The sequence below is a fragment of the Mycobacterium sp. SMC-4 genome, from assembly GCF_025263265.1.
Classification (GTDB): domain Bacteria; phylum Actinomycetota; class Actinomycetes; order Mycobacteriales; family Mycobacteriaceae; genus Mycobacterium.
In genome coordinates this window covers 109,005-129,103 of the sequence record NZ_CP079869.1, presented here as the reverse complement: position 1 = coordinate 129,103, position 20,099 = coordinate 109,005, and the positions used below count along the sequence as shown (strand labels likewise).

Below are 20,099 nucleotides of genomic sequence, written 5' to 3'. Positions count from 1 at the left end.
AGGTGATGACGTGGACCCCAACCCGGACTATGACGCCAGCGACGAACTGGAGTACGGCATCAACTGGTTTGCCTGGATCCTGCGCGGAGTCTATCCGCCGCCGGCCTACCCGCCGGTCTGATCGGCGTCCACCTGCTGCCCGGCCGCGCTCCGATGACGATGGTCGCGCACCCAGGTGCGCGCCTGGCCGCTGATCGTGCCCACCCGCCGACTCAGCAGGTCTACCCCGGTGCGCGCGTGCCCAGCGGCATCTGAGAACCGCCGCCGCAATTCGGCCCGCCGGTCTCGCGGAGGAACCGGGTCATGGTCGGGCGGCCACTCGATCGGCGGTTCGGGTGCGGAGACCGGAGCCACCACGACCGACGGCCGACTCTCCTCCGCGTAGCGCTCACCGCACTTTCGGCAGCACACCTCGTAGCGCATGCCGCGCCCGTACTCGATGAAGACGTAGTCCGCCACCGACACACAGCGCGGGCAGCGGGCGTGCCCGCGTTCGACGACCGTACTCACATCCACATCGTGCGGCGCACGGCCCGTCTCACGCATCGCCGAGGAAATGTCGATGCCCGATCGGTGCGGTTTCGAGACCTACGCCGCATCTGCTCGATTCGCGGCTACGCCGCACCTGTCCGATTCGCGGCTACGCCGCACCTGTCCGATTCGCGGCTACGCCGCGGCTGCCTTCACGGCCCGGCCCACCTCGGCCCGCAACCGTCCATACTCCGGCGAGCGGCGCAGCTCATCGGGGTCCACCCCGCTGCGCGGCAGATCGACCGGGATATCCAACGCGACCTGCCCGGGCCGGCGGGTCAGCACCACGATGCGTGACCCTAGAAACGCCGCTTCGTCGGCGCTGTGGGTGACGAACACGGTCGTGCGTCCGGACTCGGCGCTGACTTGGCGGACGTCTTCCTGCAGCCGTTCGCGGGTCAGTGCGTCGAGCGCCGCGAACGGCTCGTCGAGCAGAAACAGCGGGGTTTCCGCAGCCAGCGCCCGGGCGATCGCGACCCGCTGCTGCTGCCCGCCGCTGATCTCCCAGATCCGTCGGTGCGCCGTCCCGGCGAGCCCGACCCGGTCGAGCAGTTCATCGCGTCGCGCCGGGCGTCGATCCCGCGGCACGCCGGCGTACTTCAACGCCAACTCGACGTTGCCGCCGACGGTGCGCCACGGGAACAACCGCGGCTGTTGGAACACCACCCCGGCCGTCACACCGGGCGTCGGCGCCTCGCCGGCGATCTGCACCGAGCCCTGGCTCGGTGTCTCGAAGCCGGCGAGCAGACGCAGCAGAGTGGACTTCCCGCACCCGGACGCGCCGACCAGGACGAGGAAGGAACCCCGGTCGACCGTCAGGTCGACCGGCCCCAGCGCGGTGACCTCATCGTCGCCCATGCCGTAGCGATGCGACACCGACTTGATGTGGATCGCGCCGCTATTGGTTGAGGACATTCGGAAGGCCCTTGGTGTAGACGGCGTCCTGGAAGGTCTTCAGCGGTGCCGCGGCCGGAATCTGGTTCTGCTCGGCCAGGAACTCTGAGGCGCTCTCCAGATTGACAGCGATGTTGCCCGGATTGCCCTCGGAGCCAAGCCATTCGGTGGAGGCGACCTCCTGCGGAGTGAGATACACGCCCTGCTCGATCTGGCCTGCCGTCTCCTCCGGGGTGAGGCCGATCTCGGCCGAGATCGCCTTGGCCGCGGCGTCGGGATCGTTCTTGATCAGATCGAGGGCGCGGGCCTGCTGCTGACGCCAGACGTCGACGACGTCGGAGTTGGCCTCGGCGAACTCCTTGGACACCACACCGAGATCGAGCGTCGGCTTGCCGTCGTCGGCCAGCTCGCGGCTGGTGATCAGATCCTTGCCGGTGGCGCGCAGCTGGTCGAGCGTCGGCAGCCAGGTGTAGGCGGCGTCGATGTCACCGCGCTCCCAGGCCGCGAGGATCGCCTGCGGCTGGAGGTCGACGAGTTGAACGTCGGCCGGGGACAGGCCGTTCTGGTTCAGCGCGGCGAGCAGACTGTAATGCGCGGTCGAGGCGAACGGGGTGCCGACTCGCGTACCTCGCAGCTCGGCGATCGTGTTGATGTTCGATTCGTTGCGCACGACGAGTGCCTCGTTGTCACCGGCCACGTCGAGCACGAACGCCACCTGGTACGGGATGTTGAGAGGCTCGGACAACCCGCGCGCAACCGGGCTGGAACCCAATGCCCCGAAGTCGAGTTCCCGGGCGATGAACGCGGTGTTCACGTCGGCGCCCGAGTCGAACTTCGTCCACTTGATGTTGTAGTCGGGCAGCGCTGCTTCGAGCCACTTGTTGTTCTTGACGATCAGGTCACCGCTCGGGAACGTCTGATAGCCGATCCGAATCGTGGGCTTGTCTGCCGACCCGCCTGAGTTGTCCACGGAGCAGCCCGCCAGGGCCAGTACGGCCGCGACGACCGCGACAAGTACCGATTTCACCTTCATCTAGATCTTTCCTCTCCAGGGAACAGCGCGGCGTTCGATCGAACGCAGCAGTGAGTCGATGACCAGGCCCGAAAAACCGATCGCGAAGATTCCGACCAGCACGACCGGTGTGTTGTTGTAATTACTTGCGTCCTTGACCAATCCGCCAATGCCGGGGATGCCGTTGAACAGTTCGGCGGCAACCACCGACGAGTAGGCCATGCCTACCGCCAACCGGATGCCGGTGAAGGTCTCCGGCAGCGCCGACGGGATGACGACGTCACGGATGACTTCGCGCTTGGAGGCGCCCAGCGCGCGTGCCGCCTCTTGCAGCCCGACCGGCGCAGCGACGACCGCGGCCGTGGTCGCGACGGCGGCGGGCGGTAGCGCCGCCAGCGCAAGCAGGGTGACCTTGGGTGCCTCGTCGATGCCCAACCAGATGACCAGAAGGAAGAAGTAGGCGAGCGGGGGCAGCGCCCGCAAGAAGGTCAGCCAGGGTTCGAGCACGCTGCGCACCCAACTCACCGAGCCCATGAGCAGTCCCAGCAGCACGCCGACAACGACACCGATGACAACACCGGCGAGCACCCGCCGCAACGTCATATAGAGGTGCTCCCACAGCGGGTAACCGGCGTATCCGCGGACACCATCGCGAGTCGTCGAAATATCGATGAAGGCGTTCCACACCGTCGCCGGGTATGGCACGAAGGTCTGGTTCCAGATCCCGCTGGCCGCGGCCAGCTGCCACAGCACGCCGAACAACACGACAGACAACAGTGGCAACGCCGCTTGGGTCAGCAGACCTCGCCAGCGGCCCGGTCCTGGGCGCGCGTGCGGGCCCGGCTCCGACGAGACGGCGCCGTCCGGTGCGATATCGACGAAAACGGACACCGACAGAGATTGACGGAACGGTCAGTCTCCGGGAATGCCTGCGATCATCGCGATCCGAAGTCGGCCCACCTGGCCACCTCCGCCACCCGGCGCCCCCATTCGACCGTTACAGTGCGCCGCGCATCTGTCACGCGAAAAGATTAGTCGCGCTACGGAGAACGTCAGATGCCGCGGCTCCCTCTTACACTTCATCCTTACCCCGTCGGATGACGGGGGTTGTCGGGCTGCCTTTCGGCGGTCCGGTGGCACCGAAAGAGACGCCTAGATCGGATCGACGTCAATGATCATCGGGATACCGAGAGAGTCCCAACCTGGGGAAACGCGGGTGGCAGCGACACCGCAGACGGTGGGCCAGCTCATCAAGCTGGGTTATCAGGTCGTGGTGGAGTCCGGCGCGGGGGCGGCGGCGAGCTTCTCGGACGCCGCGTTCACCGAGGCCGGCGCGACGGTCGGTCCCACCGAGCAGGTGTGGACATCCGACGTGGTGCTCAAGGTCAACGCGCCCTCGGACGCCGAGATCGGGAGTCTGCGCGACGGTGCCACCCTGATCGGCCTGATTTCCCCGGGGCTGCGGCCAGAACTCGTCGAGAAACTGGCCGCCCGCCCGATCACGGTGCTGGCGATGGACGCGGTACCGCGCATCTCGCGTGCCCAGTCGCTGGATGTGCTCTCGTCGATGGCCAACATCGCCGGGTACCGGGCTGTCGTCGAGGCGGCGCACACCTTCGGTCGGTTCTTCACCGGTCAGGTCACCGCCGCCGGGAAGGTGCCGCCGGCCAAGGTGTTGGTGGTCGGCGCCGGGGTGGCCGGTCTGGCCGCGATCGGTGCAGCCGGCAGTCTGGGCGCGATCGTGCGCGCCACCGACCCCCGCCCGGAGGTCGCCGACCAGGTCAAATCGCTGGGTGGGGAGTACCTGGCAGTCGACCCGGCCCAGGCCGAGGTGTCGGCCACCGGTTACGCCAAGGAGATGGGCGAGGACTACAAGGCTCGCGAGGCGGCGCTGTATGCCGAGCAGGCCAAGGACGTCGACATCATCATCACCACCGCGCTGATTCCTGGGAAGCCGGCGCCGCGCATCATCACCGCGGAAATGGTCGCGTCGATGAAGGCCGGCAGCGTGATCGTCGACATGGCCGCGGCCAACGGCGGCAACGTCGAGGGCTCCGTCGCCGATCGGGCCGTCGTCACCGACAACGGCGTGACCATCATCGGCTACACCGATCTGGCCGGCCGGCTGCCCGCTCAGGCGTCTCAGCTCTACGGCACCAACCTGGTGAACCTGCTCAAGCTGCTGACCCCGGAAAAAGATGGACTGCTGACCCTCGATTTCGATGACGTGGTGCAGCGATCGGTGACCGTGGTCCGCGACGGCACCGTCACCTGGCCGCCACCGCCAGTGCAGGTCTCGGCCGCACCGGCCGCGGCCGCCGCCGCGCCTGTCGAACCGAAGCCGGCCAAGCAACCGATGACCCGTAAGCGCAAGCTCGGGCTGACCTTCGCCACGGCCGCGGTGGTGTTCGCGTTGATCGCGGCGTCCCCGGCGGCGCTGCAGGTGCACCTGACCGTGTTCGCGCTGGCGATCGTCATCGGCTATTACGTGATCGGCAATGTGCATCACGCGCTGCACACGCCGCTGATGTCGGTGACCAACGCGATCTCCGGGATCATCGTGGTCGGCGCGCTGCTGCAGATCGGGCACGGCAACGCGGTGATCACCGCCCTGGCCTTCGGGGCAATCCTGGTCGCCAGTATCAACGTCTTCGGCGGTTTCGCGGTCACCCGCCGCATGCTCGCGATGTTCTCGAGGAGCTGACACCATGTTCACTTTGGAAACTGCGGCCACCGCAGCCTATGTCGTGGCCGCGCTGCTGTTCATCCTGGCGCTGGCCGGGCTGTCCAAACACGAAACCGCCCGCTCGGGAATCACCTTCGGGATCGTCGGGATGACCGTGGCCTTGATCGCGACCATCACCTTGGCGATCGCCCGCCACATCGAGCCGCTGGGTCTGGCGTTGTTGATCGTCGCGATGACCATCGGCGCCGCGATCGGCCTGTGGCGCGCGCGTCTGGTCGAGATGACCGGCATGCCCGAATTGATCGCGCTGCTGCACTCGTTCGTCGGCCTGGCCGCGGTGGTCGTCGGCTGGAACGGCTACCTGCACATCGAAGCCGATCCCGGTGGCGCCGACGCCGCCCTCCTCGCCGCTGAGGGGATGCTGGGCATCCACTCCGGTGAGGTCGTGGTCGGCGTCTTCATCGGCGCGGTGACGTTCACCGGGTCGATCGTGGCCAACCTCAAACTGTCGGCGCGGATCAATTCGGCGCCGATGATGTTGCCCGGCAAGAACATTCTCAATGTCGGCGCGTTGGTGGTGTTCTTTGCGCTCAGTGTCTGGTTCGTGATCGAACCGCAGTTGTGGGTACTGGCGGTGGTGACGGTGCTGGCGCTGCTGCTCGGGTGGCACCTGGTGGCCTCGATCGGCGGCGGCGACATGCCCGTGGTGGTGTCGATGCTCAACAGCTACTCCGGGTGGGCCGCGGCTGCGGCCGGCTTCCTGCTCGGCAACGACCTGCTGATCGTCACCGGGGCGCTGGTGGGATCCTCCGGTGCCTACCTGTCCTACATCATGTGCAAGGCGATGAACCGCTCGTTCATCTCGGTGATCGCCGGTGGCTTCGGCATCGAGGCCGGTCCGTCCGACGACAAGGACTACGGCGAGCACCGCGAGATCACCGCCGAGGGGGTGGCCGAACTGCTGGCCACCGCCAGCTCGGTGATCATCGCCCCCGGGTACGGCATGGCCGTCGCCCAGGCCCAGTACGGCGTCGCCGACCTGACCCGCAAGCTGCGCGAACGCGGCGTACAGGTGCGCTTCGGTATCCACCCGGTGGCGGGCCGACTACCCGGGCACATGAATGTGCTGCTGGCCGAGGCGAAGGTGCCCTACGACATCGTGCTGGAGCTCGACGAGATCAACGACGATTTCGACGGCACATCGGTGGTGCTGGTCATCGGCGCCAACGACACCGTCAACCCCGCGGCGTCGGAGGATCCGGGCAGCCCGATCGCCGGCATGCCGGTGCTGACGGTGTGGAACGCCGACAACGTCATCGTGTTCAAGCGATCCATGGCCTCGGGCTATGCCGGCGTGCAGAACCCGCTGTTCTTCCGGGAGAACACCCAGATGCTCTTCGGCGACGCCAAAGACCGGGTCGACGCGATCAACGCCGCGCTGACGGTGCCCGAACACGCGTAGCGCTCAGCCGGCCGGCGGCGAGGTGGCCGTCACCTCGGTTCCGCTGTCCAAGTCGGAGGTGATCGCCAGGCTCCCGCCCATCGCCTCGAAGCGCGCCAGCAGCGATCCGAGCCCGATGTGGCCGGCGGCGACGGAGTCTGCGACGGTGTCCGGGTCGAATCCGCGTCCGTCGTCACGCACCGTCAGCACCACCCGGTCGCCGCGGCGACGCAGCTCGACCCACACCGTCGAGGCCTGGGAGTGCTTGCCGACGTTGGCCAGCAGTTCCCGCGCCGCACGGTAGAGCAGCGACTCGGCCGGTAGGCTGCCGACCTCGTCGAGTTCGGCGATCACGTCGACGGTGCTACGGGACTGGAACTGGCGCAACAACTCTCGCACCCCGGCGGTCAGCCCCAGCTGAGCGAGCACCTGCGGGTGCAGCTCGGTGACCGTCGAGCGCAGTCCGGACGCGGCATCCTGCAGTGCGGTGTACACCGCGTCCAGCGCCGGATCGGGGCGGCGTTCCCGGGCCTCGTCGATCTGCATCCGGGCCGCAAGCAGTGTCTGCAGCGGCCCGTCGTGCAGGTGCTCGGCAACGTCGCGGCTGTGGCGCTCGTCGGCGTGCAGGGCCTGCGAGACCAACTGCCGGCGCACCTCCTGCAGCGCGCGCAGACCAGCGGCGCGCCGCGCCATCACGACGCTCAACGCCGTGGTGGCCAGCGCCAGCCACACCAGGAACCCGAACTGGATGTAGACCATGTCGGGCAATCCGACATCGTCGTCGCGCTTGGAGTAGAACACCCACACCGCCAGGTAGCCGACTGCGGTGACACCGCCGATGACGGCGCTCAGCGCGGGGCGATCGGAGAACGCCACCGAGATCGGCAACAGGAAGAACACCGGCAGCAGCGCAGCGGTGGCCCCACCGGAGACCAGACACAGCGCCAGGACCACGAGCAGGTCCACTCCGGTCGAGGCCCAGCCGGCCCACCGCGGCACGGGTCCGCGCAGCACGGCGACCAGCCACACCGCCGCGATCACCGCGTAACCGCCGAGGATGGCGGCATACAGCTCGGGCAGCCAGTGCTCGACCTGCCAGACCCAGACCAGCACACTGATCAGCGCGATCAGCGGCAACCGCAGCGCCGCCGAGACGCGCACCGGCTCCTCGGTCAGGTACCGCAGCAGACCGGACACCCTCAATCCAGGAGCTTGCGTCGCATCGCCTCGGCGACCGCGGCGGCCCGGTCACTGACACCGAGCTTGTCGTAGAGGCGCTGCACATGGGTCTTGACCGTCGAGGGCGCCAAAAAGAGTTCCTTGGCCATCGCCGGGATGCTGGCGCCGGAGGCGATCAGGGCGAGCACCTCACGTTCGCGCGGGCTCAGGACCGGCTCGGGTTCGGCGCGGCGCCGGATCTCCCCGGCCAGTCCGGCGGTCAGACTCGGCGCGATGACGTCGCGGCCTTTCGCGCAGTCCAGCACCGCGGTCACCAGTTCGCTGCGGGTGGATTCCTTGGGCAGAAATCCCACCGCCCCCTCCTGCAGCGCCCGGTAGACGATTGCCGATTCGTCGTGTGCCGAGATCAACAGCACCCGGGTGTCCAGCCGGTCGCGACGCACGGTGGCGGCCACCTCGGCACCGTCCATACCGGGCATCCGGTAGTCGAGCAGAGCGACCTGCGGGGCATGCTCCCGGATGGCCGCCAGCGCCGCCGGCCCGTCGTCGGCCTCGGCGACCACCTCGATGGTTCCGCTGGACTGCAGCGCACGCACCACCCCGTCGCGGAACATCGGATGATCGTCGCCGACCACCACCCGCACCTTCGCCGTCGTCACCGGGCCCCCACGGCGTCAGCATGTCATAACGGGTCTCTGACAACATGCTCGATCCGCTTGTGTCGATGGGTGACGGTATGGTGGGGCCAAACGAGGTGCAGCAGACCGCCCCGCCAACCACCGCCCCTGCGGATGGCCCTGATGAATAAACAGATGTCGTCGACCGGCGCGCCAGCGCCCCAGAATGGCGAACTGCGGTTCGCCAGTACCGACCTGGCTGCCACCGAGGATTTCCTCACTCAGACCTACACCAAGATGTCGATCACGGCGGATGCCGGCGAGCAGACTCAAGCCCGCATCGAGCGCCGGTGGGCCGGTTCGGTCAGCTTCGATGAGGTGCAGCTCGGCTTCACCATGTCCTACGACGCCGCCCCGATCAAGCGCATCTGCCTGTGCCGGGTGCACGAGGGCCGTATCGAAGAGAATTACCTCGACGCACCGAACGATGTGTTCGCGCCCGGTGACGTCACGCTGCTCTCCCCGCCCGACCTGCCCTCTTCCGGACGCGCCTGCGCGGCCCGATACGACCTGACGATGTTCGACGAGTCGCTGTTGGCGCGGGTCGCAACTACAGGACCCGGTCACCGGTCCGGCGCGGTGCGCCTGGTCGGGCACCGACCGGTGTCGGCCGACGCCGAACAGCAGCTCAACGCCGCCATCGAGTACGTCCGCTCGGTCGCCTATGCAGACGAGCCGCCGAGCCCGCTGGTGGCGTCGACGACGGCCTCCCTGCTGGCCGCTGCGGTGCTGTCGGCGCTGCCCAACACCGCAGTCACCGAGCCCACTGCGGTCGACCGCAATGACGCCACACCGCTACTGCTGCGCCGTGCAATGGCTTACCTCGACAGTCACGCCGACCGCGACATCGCGTTGACCGACATCGCCGAGGCCATTCATGTGACCCCACGCGCGCTGCAGTACATGTTCCGCCGGCATCTGGGCCTGTCGCCGATGGCCTACCTGCGCAAGGTCCGACTCGCGCACGCCCACCGAGATCTCCTGCGTGCCGACCCGGGAACCACCAGCGTGCAGACGGTGGCGTCGCGGTGGGGATTCCCGCACACCGGCCGCTTCGCGGCCAGGTACCGGCGCAGCTACGGTCGCACGCCGTCGGAAACGCTGCGCAGCTGAGCCGGGTTTCAGTCCTTGGCCGCCAATCCCCGGGTGGCCGGCCCCTCCAGCAGCGCGCCGTCGGGCCCGAACCGCGACCCGTGCAGCGGGCATTCCCAGGCCTGGTCGGCGTCGTTCCACTCGACGATGCCGCCGAGGTGGGGACAGATCGGGGAGACCGCGCGGTGGGCGCCGTCGAGCACGCTTTCGGCGCGCAGCCGCCACGGCACGCCCCGGACCGTGCCCTGCCCGTCGTCCGGGCTGCCACTGGGTACCAGTGGTTTGGCCCAGCCTCGCGCCATGTGGAACCCGACCTTGGCATTGGCCCCAATCGCGGTGGGAACGCCGGTCAGTTCGTGGGAGCTCCAGCTGGCAAATGCCTGCGCCCAGTCCATCCGCCCGCCCAGGATGCGCGCGGACAGCGCCAACGCTGCCGCCACCCCGTTGGTCATCCCCCATTTGTCGAAACCTGTTGCCACCAGCACGTTTTCCTGCTTCGGCAGGATGGGTCCGACGTAGGGTAACTCCGCGGCCGGGTGGTAGTCCTGGGCGGACCAGAAGTGGGTCTGCGCCGCACCCGGGTAGTACTCGCGGGCCCAGTCGGCCAGTTCACTGACGCTCTGGCTCGGTGTGGCCGAGCGGCCCACCGGATGTCCGGCGCCGCCGACGATCAACTTCTCCCCGGTGGCCGTCGGCGCGTATCGCACCGAGCGGGTAGGCGAGTCGACCGCGATGTACATCGACCGGGTGAGCTGTCCCGGGACGTCGAAGGCCAGGCAGTAGGAGCGCTGCGCCTCCAGCCGGGCGAAGAACATGCCGCGGTCGAGAATCGGTGTGCCCGTGGCCAATATGCAATGCTGCGCACTGACGACCAGCTGTGCTGCACGGGAGTCATCGGGTGCGGTGGCCAGCCGCGCGTGCACGTCGACCGGTCCCGTTCCCGACACCGAGGTGACCCGTGTGCCCTGCAGCAGGGTGCCGCCGTGGCGTTCCAGTTCGGCCGCCAGGCTGGTCAGCACCGGCACCGGGTCGATCTGGGCCTGCTCGGGCATCCGGACACCACCGCGAAACGGGAACGGTACGTCGGCGTCGTCGACCCACGTCGCCTCGGCAAGTCCGGCGTCTCGGCAGGCGTCGAGGATGTCGCGCGCGGTGCTCAGCCCCTTGGTGCTCTGTGCGTAGGCGTGGTCGTCTTCGCGTTGAACGCTCAGACCGTGCTCGTCGCAGTAGCGCAGCAGCCAGTCACGGCCCTCGGCGTTGCCGGTGACGTAGGCGCGCAGCACGTCGGTGCTGTGCTTGCCGGCGATCCGGGCCAGCTTGCTGCCTTGCAGCACACTGACTTTGCCGGTGGTGTTGCCGGTCGCGCAGGCGCCGACGTGACGGGCTTCCAGGACGACGACCTTCTTACCGGCGCGAGCCAGTAACAGTGCGGTGGTCAGCCCGGTCAGCCCGGCACCGACGACGACGGCGTCGGCGCGGCGAACATCCTCGGCCGCGCCGGCCGAGACGGGGATCTGGACGCGTCCATCGGTCCACAGAGACGGCATGGCCGCGCGGATACCCGATGGTCGCTGCGTCAAACCGGGCCGGGTCGCGCGTTTGATCGGCGCAGTAGCGGGCAGACCAGGATCGTGACCCTTTCGGAGTTGACCACGCTGCCGCTGCGCGCCGGCGCGGCGCTGCGCGACAAACGCGTCTTCCATCCCACCGGAGTGCTGTGCGCCGGCACTGTCAGCCGCCTCGCCGCGAACGGCACGGGTTTGCCCTTGGTGTCCGGTGAGGTCGTCGGGCGACTGTCCAAAGGCGTCGGGACGCCGGGCGCGCTGCCCGATTTCGCCGGTCTGGCCTGGCGGATGCCCCGCGACGCCGACGGGGACCAGCCGTGGGACGTGCTGACGGTGTCGGCATCGGCGCGCGTCGTGTTGCGTCCGGTGAGGACCTGGCCGTCGGCGCAGTACTCGACATTGATGCCGTTGGGTTACCGCGGCGAGGTCTTCTGGTTGCGGGTCCGGCTGCGCACCCCGGTTGCGAGCGGCGGTTTGTCACTCGACCGGCTGCGCGGCCGATTGGCCACCGGACCACTGGAGTTCACCGTCGAGCAGGCCTGCGGCAGCGGTCCGTTCAACAATCTGGCCGCGTTGACGCTCGACCGCGAGATCTGCCGCGACGAGCCGGGGTGTGACCAACCGTTCGACCCGACCGTACGCAGCGGCACCGAGGTGCATTTGCTGCCGCGCTGGCTGACGACGGTGCGCCGCTCGGCGTACCGCAACAGCCGCGAGGGGCGCGGAGCGCAATGAGCCGTCCCGCCCCACGCCTGACCGGTATCGAGGCCGCGCTGACCCTCGCCGATCTCGGGTTGCCGTCGATCGCGGCCGGCGCCATCGCTCGACGCCGCTCGGTGACGGGACTGCTGGATCGGTGGCAAGCCGACGCCCGCGGTGTCGCTCGACTGCACAAGCTGCGGGAACGCTACGGCCGTGGCCCCGTCGAGGTCGCCGTCCCGGGCCGCCACATCGTGGTGCCGCTAGACCCGGCCGACGTCGGCACCGTCCTCGATCGGGCCCCGTCCCCGTTTCACCCCGCCAGCTGGGAGAAACGCCACGCCCTCGAACAATTCCAGCCCCGCGGCGTGCTGGTCTCCCGGGGGGAGATCCGCCGGCACCGGCGGGCCTACAACGAGGCCGTTCTCGAGATCGACGCCGAGCTGCACACCCTGGCCGAGCCGATGAACCGCACGATCGTGCGGCACGCCGAAACCTTCGCCAAAGCTGTACTGGCGGCCGAGGAGTTCGACTCGGCACGGTTCACCGTCGCCTGGTGGCGGCTGGTGCGCAGAGTCGTGCTCGGCGCCGATGCCGAGGACGACGACGCGATCACCGACGACCTGTGGCGGCTACGCAAAGCGGGCAACTGGTCCTTCGCGAGCCTGCCGCACCAACGCCGACGGGACCGCTTCTTCGAGCGGCTCTACGGCTACGCCGAGACCCCCGACCCGGACAGTCTGCTGGGCGCGCTGGTCCGGACCCCCGCGCACGGCGCCGTCGACCCAGTCGGCCAGGTACCGCACTGGCTGTTCGCCTTCGACGCCGCCGGCATGGCGTCGCTGCGGGCGCTGGCGTTGCTGACCACCCATCCCGAAGCGCTGGCACGCTGCGAAGTCGACGACCCGGACTCGGTGGCCGTGCGGCCGTTCTTGCGCGCTTGTGTGCTGGAGTCGGTCCGGCTGTGGCCGACCACGCCGGCCATCCTGCGCGAGGTCACGACCACGACCACCTGGCACGAGGGTACGGCCGAGCAGGTCAGCGTCTCCCCGCCGGCCTCGGTGTTGATCCCGGTGCCCGCGTTTCACCGTGACCCCGACCTGCTGGACTTCGCCGACGAGTTCGCCCCCGACATCTGGCTCGACGGCCGGGCCCGGAGCCATCCGCAGCTGGTGCCGTTCAGTGCCGGTCCCGGCGAATGCCCGGGACGCAACGTCGTGCTGTTCACGACCAGCAGTTTCCTGGCCGCGGTATTGGCCCAAGCGCATCTGACGCTGGAGTCGGGCCAGTCGCTGGCACCGGGGCGTCGGTTGCCGGCCACGTTGAACCAGTTCGGTCTGTCGTTCAGCGCGCGGCCGCGTCAAGACCTAGGCCGGCCGGTCGCGCCGTTGACTGCACCGCCGGCCTGACCCACCGCAGGCAGGCGCCGTTTACACGTGTCATATCGTGGCGGCATGGACTTCTCGATGTCAGCCAAGGCAGCCGACTATCACCAGCGGTTGACCGAATTCATGACCGAGTTCGTGTTCCCGGCCGAGGAGTCCTACCACTCGTACCGCGAGGAAAAGGGGCCCACGGACCACACGGTGCCACCGGTGGTCGAGGAGCTGAAGAAGCTCGCCAAAGAGCGCGGGCTGTGGAATCTGTTCCTGCCCGCAGAATCCGGACTGACGAACCTGGAGTACGCACCGCTGGCCGAGCTGACCGGCTGGAGCATGGAGATCGCCCCCGAGGCCACCAACTGTGCCGCCCCCGACACCGGCAACATGGAGACCCTGCACCTGTTCGCCACCGAAGCTCAGCGCAAGCAGTGGCTCGAGCCGTTGCTGGCCGGGGAGATTCGCAGCGCGTTCGCGATGACCGAGCCCGCGGTCGCGTCCAGCGATGCCCGAAACATCGAGACGACCATGCTGCGCGACGGTGACGACTACGTCATCAACGGCCGCAAGTGGTGGATCACCGGTGCCGCCGACCCGCGTTGCAAGATCCTGATCGTGATGGGCCGCACCAATCCCGATGCGGCCAGCCACCAGCAGCAGTCCATGATCCTGGTGCCCACCGATACCCCCGGGGTCGACATCCAGCGCTCGCTGCCGGTGTTCGGCTGGCAGGACCAGCATGGCCACTGCGAGATCGTGTTCGACAACGTGCGGGTGCCGGCGTCGAATCTGCTCGACGAGGAAGGGTCCGGCTTCGCGATCGCCCAAGCGCGGCTGGGCCCGGGCCGTATCCACCACTGCATGCGGGCGATCGGTGCGGCCGAGCGGGCGCTGGCGTTGATGGTCGACCGCGTGCAGAAGCGAGTCGCGTTCGGCAAGCCACTCTCCGAGCAGGGCGTGGTGCGCGAGTCGATTGCCAAGTCGCGCAACGAGATCGAGCAGACTCGTTTGCTCTGCCACAAGGCGGCCTGGACCATCGACCAGCACGGCAACAAGAGCAAGGACGCGCAGCTGCTGGTCGCGCAGATCAAGGCCGTCGCACCGCAGATGGCCTGCGACGTTATCGACCGTGCGATCCAGGTGCACGGTGGCGCCGGGGTGTCCGACGACGTCCCGCTGGCCCGGCTCTACAGCTGGCATCGGGCGATGCGGTTGTTCGACGGGCCCGACGAGGTGCACATGCGCACCATCGCCCGTGCCGAGCTCGGTCGGGAGAAATCGGCTCTGGAACGCGCGGTGACCGGCTAGTGGCCGCGCCGGGTAGCGAGTTGTCGGGGGCGTGGAACTTCCGCGACGTCTCCGAGCAGACCGGGATCGCACCCGGGCACTTCTACCGCGCCAGCGAGCTCTCCAAGCTCGACGACGCCGGCCGCGCTGCGCTGGTCAGTTACGGCGTGACCGACGTCGCCGATCTGCGCACATTGCGCGAACTGGAGCGACACGGCCCGGGCTTGGTGCCGGCGGGCGTCGACATCCACCACCTGCCGTTCGTCGAGACCACCGCTGCCGATGACGAAGCGCCGCACGAGCATGCGTTCCAGCGGATGATGACCGAGAAGCCCGCCGATGAATCCGTCGCCGACGCCGCAGCGCGCTATATGACCGAGGAGTACGGGCGCATCGCCGCCGCGCCGCTGGCGCAGAAGGCGGTGTATCGGGTGGCCACGCTGCTGGGCTCGCAGCGGCGGGTGCTGGCGCACTGCTTCGCCGGCAAGGACCGCACCGGGTTCACCATCGCCGTCGTGCTGGAGGCCGCCGGCGTCGACCGTGACGCGGTGATGGCCGACTACCTACGCAGCAACGCCGCGGTGCCCCAGCTGCGGGAGAGCATCCTGGCCACGATCCGGGCACGTGCCGCCGAGGCGCCGGAGATCGTCGAGCTGGCCGAGGCGCGGCTGACCGAATCGGTGCTGGGTGTCCGCGAGGAGTATCTGAACGCGGCTCGGCGCACCATCGACGAGCAATTCGGTTCGCTGCGTGGCTATCTGGAAGCGTCCGGGGTGACCGACGACGAGCTGGCACGATTGCGCAAGGCCCTGCACGGCTGACTCCTGCCGGCGGAGCCGTGGAGCTGGGCCCGCCCCCGGACTTGCGTAACCACACGGCGAAATAGCGCCCGATATTCGCCACACGGTTACGCAAATCGCCCGTCGAGCTCCACATCGCCCGCCGAGTCCCGCACATAGGTTGTCGGGGCCCTGGGCCACACTGCCGGCATGGAGGGTCCGTTCCGCGGCAGTGAAGCGCTCGCTACCGGCGCGGTGACGCGTCACGCGTTGCGCACCCGGTTCGTCGCGATCCACAAAGACGTCTACGTACGTAAGGGCACGCAACCGACGGCTCTCAATCGCGCCAAGGCATGCTGGCTCCGTTCACGCGGTCACGGTGTGCTGGCCGGCTTTTCCGCGGCCGCCGTACACGGCGCCAAGTGGATCGACCCGAATGTGCCGGCCACTGTCATCGACAACAACCGCAGACGCACGCCCGGTGTGCTCACATGGGCCGCCGTCCTCGCCGAGGACGAGGTCTGCACCGTCGACGGTATGCGCGTGACGACACCTGCACGCACCGCGATCGACCTTGCCCGTCGGTATCCGCTCGACACGGCGATCACCGCCGTCGACGCACTCGCGCGGGCGACCCGGCTGAGTGTGGAGGCTATCGCAGACGCCGCAGTTCGGTATCCCGGCCGCCATGGCGTGCCCCGCGTGCGCGAGGTGCTGAGCTTCGTCGATCCCGGTGCGGAATCACCGCAGGAAACCTGGCTGCGGCTTGTCGTCGTGCGTGCCGGGTACCCGAAGCCTCGCACCCAGCTACCCGTGCTGAACGAATACGGAGCTCTCGTCGGCACAGTCGATCTCGGATGGATCGAGCACAAGATCGCGCTGGAGTACGAGGGCAAGCAGCATCGGCTCAGCGCTGCCCAGTTCGCGAAGGACATCCGCCGCTACGACGAGATGATCGACCTCGACTGGACCGTGATCCGCGTGACCTCCCTCGACAGCGAAGCCACGGTGCGTCTGCGGCTCGCTGATGCGTGGATCAGTCGGGTGCGGCGCGTCGGCTAAAGCGTCAGGAAGACGCCGACCACCCAGGCCGCGGTCGCCAGCAGGGCACCGATCAGATCGACGCCGACCGACAGCGCCACCCCTTTGAGCGCGTGCACTGTCGAGGCCCAGGCCCGTACCACGTCGCGACGGATCCCCATCTCCGCGGCGAACACGCCGAGGACGAATCCGATCAGCAGGCCGATCACCGGGACGACGAAGAAGCCGACGACACCGGCCACCCCGCCGACCACCAGCACCGAGGTGCGCACCTCGGCCCGCCGCATCCGCTGCACCGGCCAGGTGTACTTGACGATCGTGGCTGCCCCGATCAGCACGGCGGCCACGGCGAAGACAATCCACGAGGTGGCGGTGCCGACGACGAACGCCCATACCCCGATCGCGGCGATCACCAGCACCGCGCCGGGCAGGATCGGCACGATGATGCCGGCCAGCCCGACGGCGATCGCCAGCGCGACCAGGAGGATGCCGGCGACACTCACGCCAGCGAGCTTAGGCGGTCAGGGCTTCCGGCCTCGCACCCACTGCACGGTCCCGATCACCTTGGTGCGCACGCTGACCAGACCGAGCTCCTCGAAGGTATCGGCCAACTGGTCGTCGTCGAACAGGTGCGCACCGACGTCGGGGAGGAACCGGGACAGGGCCGCGGCCGGACCGGCGGTCGGCACCATCACCGCGATCCGTCGGCCGGAGCGCAACACTCGCACCATCTCCGCGATCGCGGTGGCCGGTTCCGGGATCAGCTGCAACATCGCGATCGACACCACCGCGTCGACCGACTCGTCGCGCAACGGCAGATGTTGCGCGTCGGCACGCAGGAATCCGACGGTGGGTCCCGCTTCGGCGGCCACAGCGCGGGCCAGCATCGGCTCGGAGATGTCGACGCCCAGCGCCAGCCCGCCCGGGCCGACCGCACGCCCCAGCGCTGCGGTCACATTGCCGGGTCCGCTGCCGACGTCGAGGGCGACGCCGCCGACGGGCAGGTTGAGCCATTCCGTCGGTTGGTGCCAGGCCGTCAGCACCCGGCGCATCACCGTCTGGGCATTGTCATAGAACAGCGATCCGAGCCGCGACGCCCACAGCGCCTGGATCGGGCCGGTGTTCTTCTGCGCGGCGGGCTGCTCCCCGACGAGGTCCAGATATCCCCGGCTGGCGTCGGGATTCTCCGGTGGGTCGGTGAGCAGCCGCAACGCCTTCTGCAGTGCGGGCGGCAGCGTCGTGGTGACTTCACTCATGACACCACGTTACGCGCGCAGCTCAGATACCCAACTGGTCGGCGAGGTCGTGGAAATCATCTGCAGTGATGTCGAATTCGCCGGCCGCCGGTCTGCGCAAGGTGCGTTCGGGGCCGTGTTCGAGCGCACGGAAGACGAACGCCGTGCGCAACCCCGCTGAGCGTGCGGCGCGCAGGTCGGCCGGATGCGCGGCGACCAGCATCAACTCTTCGGGTGCGACGTCGAGGATCTCGGCGCAGCCCAGGTAGGCCTGCGGGTCGGGCTTGTAGTGCCGGAAGATCTCCGCCGAGAGCACGCAGTCCCACGGCAGACCGGCGCGCTTGGCCATGTGGGTCAGCAGGGACACGTTGCCGTTCGACAGTGTGGTGATCAGGTAGCGCTGCTTGAGGCGCTGCAGGCCCGCAACCGAGTCCGGCCACGGGTCCAGCCGGTGCCACACCCGGTTCAGGTCGTCGATCTCGTTGTCGCCGACGGTGATTCCGGCCCCGTCGAGGAGTTCGACCAGGCGTCCGCGATGCAGATCGTCGAGTCGCGTCCACGGCAACTCACCGCGACGGACCCGATCCATCGCGGGGACGTAGCCGGCCCGCCAGTCGTCGGCGAAGCGCTGCCAGTCCGCCGAGACGTCGTTGCGGTCGCCGAAGTCGGTGAGTTCGGCGATGACGCTGGAGCGCCAGTCCACCACCGTGCCGAACACGTCGAAGGCCAGCGCGCGGATCGGCATGCCGGTCACGGCTCCAGGACGAGCTTTCCGTGGATCGTGCCGTCGGCGAGTGCCTGCAGCGCCGCCACCCCGTCGGACAGCGGAAAACGCACCGGGGCGGGCGGTCTGAGCCCGGCGGCGACCAGACCCGCCAGCGCCGCGCCGACCTCGGCCTGCGCGCCCGGTGTGCGGTTGACGAACTCACCCCAGCCGACGCCGACGACGCTGACATTGCGCAACAACAGTCGATTGACCTTGACGGTCGGGATGCCACCGGCGGCGAAGCCGATCACCAGTAACCGGCCCTCGGTGGCCAGGGCTCTTATCGCATCGTCAAAGGCCGTTCCGCCGATCGGATCGACCACCAGGTCCACACCGCGGCCACCGGTCTCACTCTTGACGGCATCGAGCCAGCCCTCGGTCAAGGGCAGCACCACGTCGGCGCCCAGCGATTCGACGAACTCGCGGGCCGAGGCCCGGTGCACCATTGCGATGACCTTGGCGCCCAATGTTTTCGCGATCTGCACCGCAGCGGTGCCGACTCCACCGCCGGACCCGAGCACCAACACCGTCTCACCGGGCTGCAACCCGCCGCGGCGGTGCAGCGCGAAATACATCGTGTAGTAATTGCCCAGCAGGCACACCGCCGACCCGTCGTCGAGCGCATCGTTGGTCGGCACCACGCTGCCCACCGGCACCGCCACTTGCTCGGCCCAGGCGCCCAGCAGGCTGAACGCCGAGACCCGCTGTCCGACATCCAGTCCCGAGCCTTCCGGTGCTGACCTCACCGTTCCGGCGACCTCGAGTCCTGGGACGAACGGGGCGGGCACCTTCATCTGGTACTCGCCGCGCAGCATCAGCAGGTCGGGAAAGCACACACCGGCCGCACCCACGTCGAGCACCACCGCATCGTCAGCGCAGACATCCTCGACGTCGGTGTAGGCCAGTCCAGCAGGGCCGATGAGCTCTTGTGCGACAAGGGCTTTCATCTAGCCGAGGCTGAAGGTAGCCCGCTCGGCTGCCGACAGGTCGGTGATCTCGCCCCACTTGGCGGCGACGTCGTCGACCGAGGGCACCTCGGTGAACGTCACCCCGCTGTTCTGGAACAGCGCCACCCGCTGCACCTTGCCGCCACCGACGATGAACACCGACGCGGTGTCGGGCACCTCTTCGGTGCACAGGTAGGACACGATCGGCGCCACGTATTCCGGGGTGAGCTTCTCGAACACCTCCGGCGGCAGGATGTCCTGGGTCATCCGGGTCGCGGCGATCGGGGCGACCGCGTTGGCCTTGATGTTGTACTTCGCGCCCTCCTGGGCCAGCGTGTTGATCAGCCCGACCAGGCCCAGCTTGGCGGCCCCGTAATTGGCCTGTCCGAAGTTGCCGAACAGACCGCTGGTCGAGGTCGCGACGACGACCCGGCCGAAGCCGTTCTCACGGAAGTGCGGCCAGGCGGCCCGGATCACGTTGTATCCGCCGTAGAGGTGCACCTTGAGCACGGCGTCCCAGTTGGCGAACTCCATCTTGTGGAAGGTGCCGTCGCGCAGAATGCCCGCATTGCTGACCACGCCGTCGACCTTGCCGAACTCGTCGACAGCGGTCTTGATGATGTTGGCCGCACCCTCGGGTTCGGCGACGGAGTCGTAGTTGGCCACGGCGCGCCCGCCGGCGTCCTTGATCTCCTTGACCACCTCGTCGGCCATGGCCGACCCGGCGCCGGTTCCGTCGCGTGCTCCGCCGAGGTCGTTGACGACGACGCTGGCGCCCTCGCGGGCCAGCGTCAGCGCGTACTCACGGCCCAGACCACCTCCGGCACCCGTGACGACGATGACGCGATCCTGCACTCCTGGCACTGATCTTCCTCTCTGAAAGTTTTGG

20 protein-coding genes and 1 pseudogene are annotated in these 20,099 nt (G+C 68.5%); 9 read left to right on the top strand and 12 right to left on the bottom strand.

Features of this window, described 5'->3' with window-relative positions:
- Window positions 1-10: 10 nt before the first annotated feature.
- Window positions 11-121, top strand: a pseudogene (locus KXD98_RS00650) (CAP domain-containing protein); the annotation flags it as partial.
- On the opposite strand, the gene KXD98_RS00645 reads toward KXD98_RS00650, so the two are convergent.
- The 4 genes from KXD98_RS00645 to KXD98_RS00630 form a co-directional block, all read right to left on the bottom strand.
- Window positions 106-510, bottom strand: coding sequence for a hypothetical protein (locus tag KXD98_RS00645; protein ID WP_260761396.1), 405 nt, complete (start codon window positions 508-510; stop codon window positions 106-108). The pseudogene KXD98_RS00650 and the gene KXD98_RS00645 sit on opposite strands and share 16 nt — an antisense overlap.
- Before the next feature lie 156 nt (window positions 511-666).
- Window positions 667-1,446 (bottom strand): ABC transporter ATP-binding protein, encoded by a 780-nt coding sequence (locus KXD98_RS00640; protein ID WP_260761395.1) that lies wholly within the window; start codon window positions 1,444-1,446, stop codon window positions 667-669.
- Window positions 1,430-2,458 (bottom strand): glycine betaine ABC transporter substrate-binding protein, encoded by a 1,029-nt coding sequence (locus tag KXD98_RS00635; protein WP_260761394.1) that lies wholly within the window; start codon window positions 2,456-2,458, stop codon window positions 1,430-1,432. The genes KXD98_RS00640 and KXD98_RS00635 overlap by 17 nt, the downstream gene beginning before the upstream one ends.
- Entirely contained in the window at window positions 2,459-3,328 is an 870-nt protein-coding gene (locus KXD98_RS00630; protein ID WP_260761393.1) for an ABC transporter permease, read from the bottom strand.
- 280 nt (window positions 3,329-3,608) lie between these two features.
- Between KXD98_RS00630 and KXD98_RS00625 the strand changes: the two genes are divergently transcribed.
- Both KXD98_RS00625 and pntB read left to right on the top strand, forming a co-directional pair.
- Window positions 3,609-5,141, top strand: a complete 1,533-nt coding sequence (locus KXD98_RS00625; RefSeq protein ID WP_260761392.1) for a Re/Si-specific NAD(P)(+) transhydrogenase subunit alpha — start codon at window positions 3,609-3,611, stop codon at window positions 5,139-5,141.
- 4 nt (window positions 5,142-5,145) lie between these two features.
- The gene (pntB, locus tag KXD98_RS00620) at window positions 5,146-6,585 is read left to right on the top strand and encodes a Re/Si-specific NAD(P)(+) transhydrogenase subunit beta (protein ID WP_260761391.1); all 1,440 of its coding nucleotides are present in this window, start codon (window positions 5,146-5,148) and stop codon (window positions 6,583-6,585) included.
- Between the two features lie 3 nt (window positions 6,586-6,588).
- Here pntB and KXD98_RS00615 read toward each other — a convergent pair whose 3' ends face one another.
- Both KXD98_RS00615 and KXD98_RS00610 read right to left on the bottom strand, forming a co-directional pair.
- Entirely contained in the window at window positions 6,589-7,767 is a 1,179-nt protein-coding gene (locus tag KXD98_RS00615) for a sensor histidine kinase (protein WP_260761390.1), read from the bottom strand.
- Window positions 7,764-8,357, bottom strand: coding sequence for a response regulator transcription factor (locus tag KXD98_RS00610; RefSeq protein WP_260765465.1), 594 nt, complete (start codon window positions 8,355-8,357; stop codon window positions 7,764-7,766). Before KXD98_RS00610 ends, KXD98_RS00615 begins: the two co-directional genes overlap by 4 nt.
- Window positions 8,358-8,543: 186 nt before the next feature.
- On the opposite strand from KXD98_RS00610, the gene KXD98_RS00605 reads away from it, so the two are divergent.
- On the top strand, window positions 8,544-9,533 hold the full coding sequence (locus KXD98_RS00605) for a helix-turn-helix transcriptional regulator (protein ID WP_260761389.1): 990 nt from the start codon (window positions 8,544-8,546) through the stop codon (window positions 9,531-9,533).
- A gap of 8 nt (window positions 9,534-9,541) precedes the next feature.
- Here the strand turns inward: KXD98_RS00605 and KXD98_RS00600 are convergent, their stop codons facing one another.
- Window positions 9,542-11,059, bottom strand: a complete 1,518-nt coding sequence (locus KXD98_RS00600) for an FAD-dependent oxidoreductase (protein WP_260761388.1) — start codon at window positions 11,057-11,059, stop codon at window positions 9,542-9,544.
- An 84-nt stretch (window positions 11,060-11,143) separates the two neighbouring features.
- On the opposite strand from KXD98_RS00600, the gene KXD98_RS00595 reads away from it, so the two are divergent.
- The 5 genes from KXD98_RS00595 (at window position 11,144) to KXD98_RS00575 (ending at window position 16,283) form a co-directional block, all read left to right on the top strand.
- Window positions 11,144-11,812, top strand: coding sequence for a phosphodiesterase (locus KXD98_RS00595; protein WP_260761387.1), 669 nt, complete (start codon window positions 11,144-11,146; stop codon window positions 11,810-11,812).
- Entirely contained in the window at window positions 11,809-13,185 is a 1,377-nt protein-coding gene (locus KXD98_RS00590; RefSeq protein WP_260761386.1) for a cytochrome P450, read from the top strand. The genes KXD98_RS00595 and KXD98_RS00590 overlap by 4 nt, the downstream gene beginning before the upstream one ends.
- A 57-nt stretch (window positions 13,186-13,242) precedes the next feature.
- Window positions 13,243-14,463 (top strand): acyl-CoA dehydrogenase family protein, encoded by a 1,221-nt coding sequence (locus tag KXD98_RS00585; RefSeq protein ID WP_260765464.1) that lies wholly within the window; start codon window positions 13,243-13,245, stop codon window positions 14,461-14,463.
- On the top strand, window positions 14,463-15,263 hold the full coding sequence (locus KXD98_RS00580; protein WP_260761385.1) for a tyrosine-protein phosphatase: 801 nt from the start codon (window positions 14,463-14,465) through the stop codon (window positions 15,261-15,263). The genes KXD98_RS00585 and KXD98_RS00580 overlap by 1 nt, the downstream gene beginning before the upstream one ends.
- 168 nt (window positions 15,264-15,431) lie before the next feature.
- Window positions 15,432-16,283 carry a type IV toxin-antitoxin system AbiEi family antitoxin gene (locus KXD98_RS00575; RefSeq protein WP_260761384.1) on the top strand — a complete coding sequence of 284 codons (852 nt, stop codon included), beginning with the start codon at window positions 15,432-15,434 and terminating at the stop codon, window positions 16,281-16,283.
- Here the strand turns inward: KXD98_RS00575 and KXD98_RS00570 are convergent.
- The 5 genes from KXD98_RS00570 to KXD98_RS00550 are packed head-to-tail and all read right to left on the bottom strand — an operon-like array spanning window position 16,280 to window position 20,074.
- Entirely contained in the window at window positions 16,280-16,765 is a 486-nt protein-coding gene (locus tag KXD98_RS00570; RefSeq protein WP_260761383.1) for a DUF456 domain-containing protein, read from the bottom strand. The two genes, KXD98_RS00575 and KXD98_RS00570, sit on opposite strands and share 4 nt — an antisense overlap.
- An 18-nt stretch (window positions 16,766-16,783) precedes the next feature.
- Complete coding sequence (locus KXD98_RS00565) at window positions 16,784-17,518, bottom strand: methyltransferase domain-containing protein (protein WP_260761382.1); 735 nt, start codon at window positions 17,516-17,518, stop codon at window positions 16,784-16,786.
- A gap of 22 nt (window positions 17,519-17,540) precedes the next feature.
- Window positions 17,541-18,242, bottom strand: coding sequence for a haloacid dehalogenase type II (locus KXD98_RS00560; RefSeq protein ID WP_260765463.1), 702 nt, complete (start codon window positions 18,240-18,242; stop codon window positions 17,541-17,543).
- Between the two features lie 5 nt (window positions 18,243-18,247).
- Window positions 18,248-19,210 carry an NADPH:quinone oxidoreductase family protein gene (locus tag KXD98_RS00555; protein WP_260761381.1) on the bottom strand — a complete coding sequence of 321 codons (963 nt, stop codon included), beginning with the start codon at window positions 19,208-19,210 and terminating at the stop codon, window positions 18,248-18,250.
- Window positions 19,211-20,074, bottom strand: coding sequence for an SDR family oxidoreductase (locus KXD98_RS00550; RefSeq protein ID WP_260761380.1), 864 nt, complete (start codon window positions 20,072-20,074; stop codon window positions 19,211-19,213). It lies immediately after the preceding gene.
- Between the last annotated feature and the right edge of the window lie 25 nt (window positions 20,075-20,099).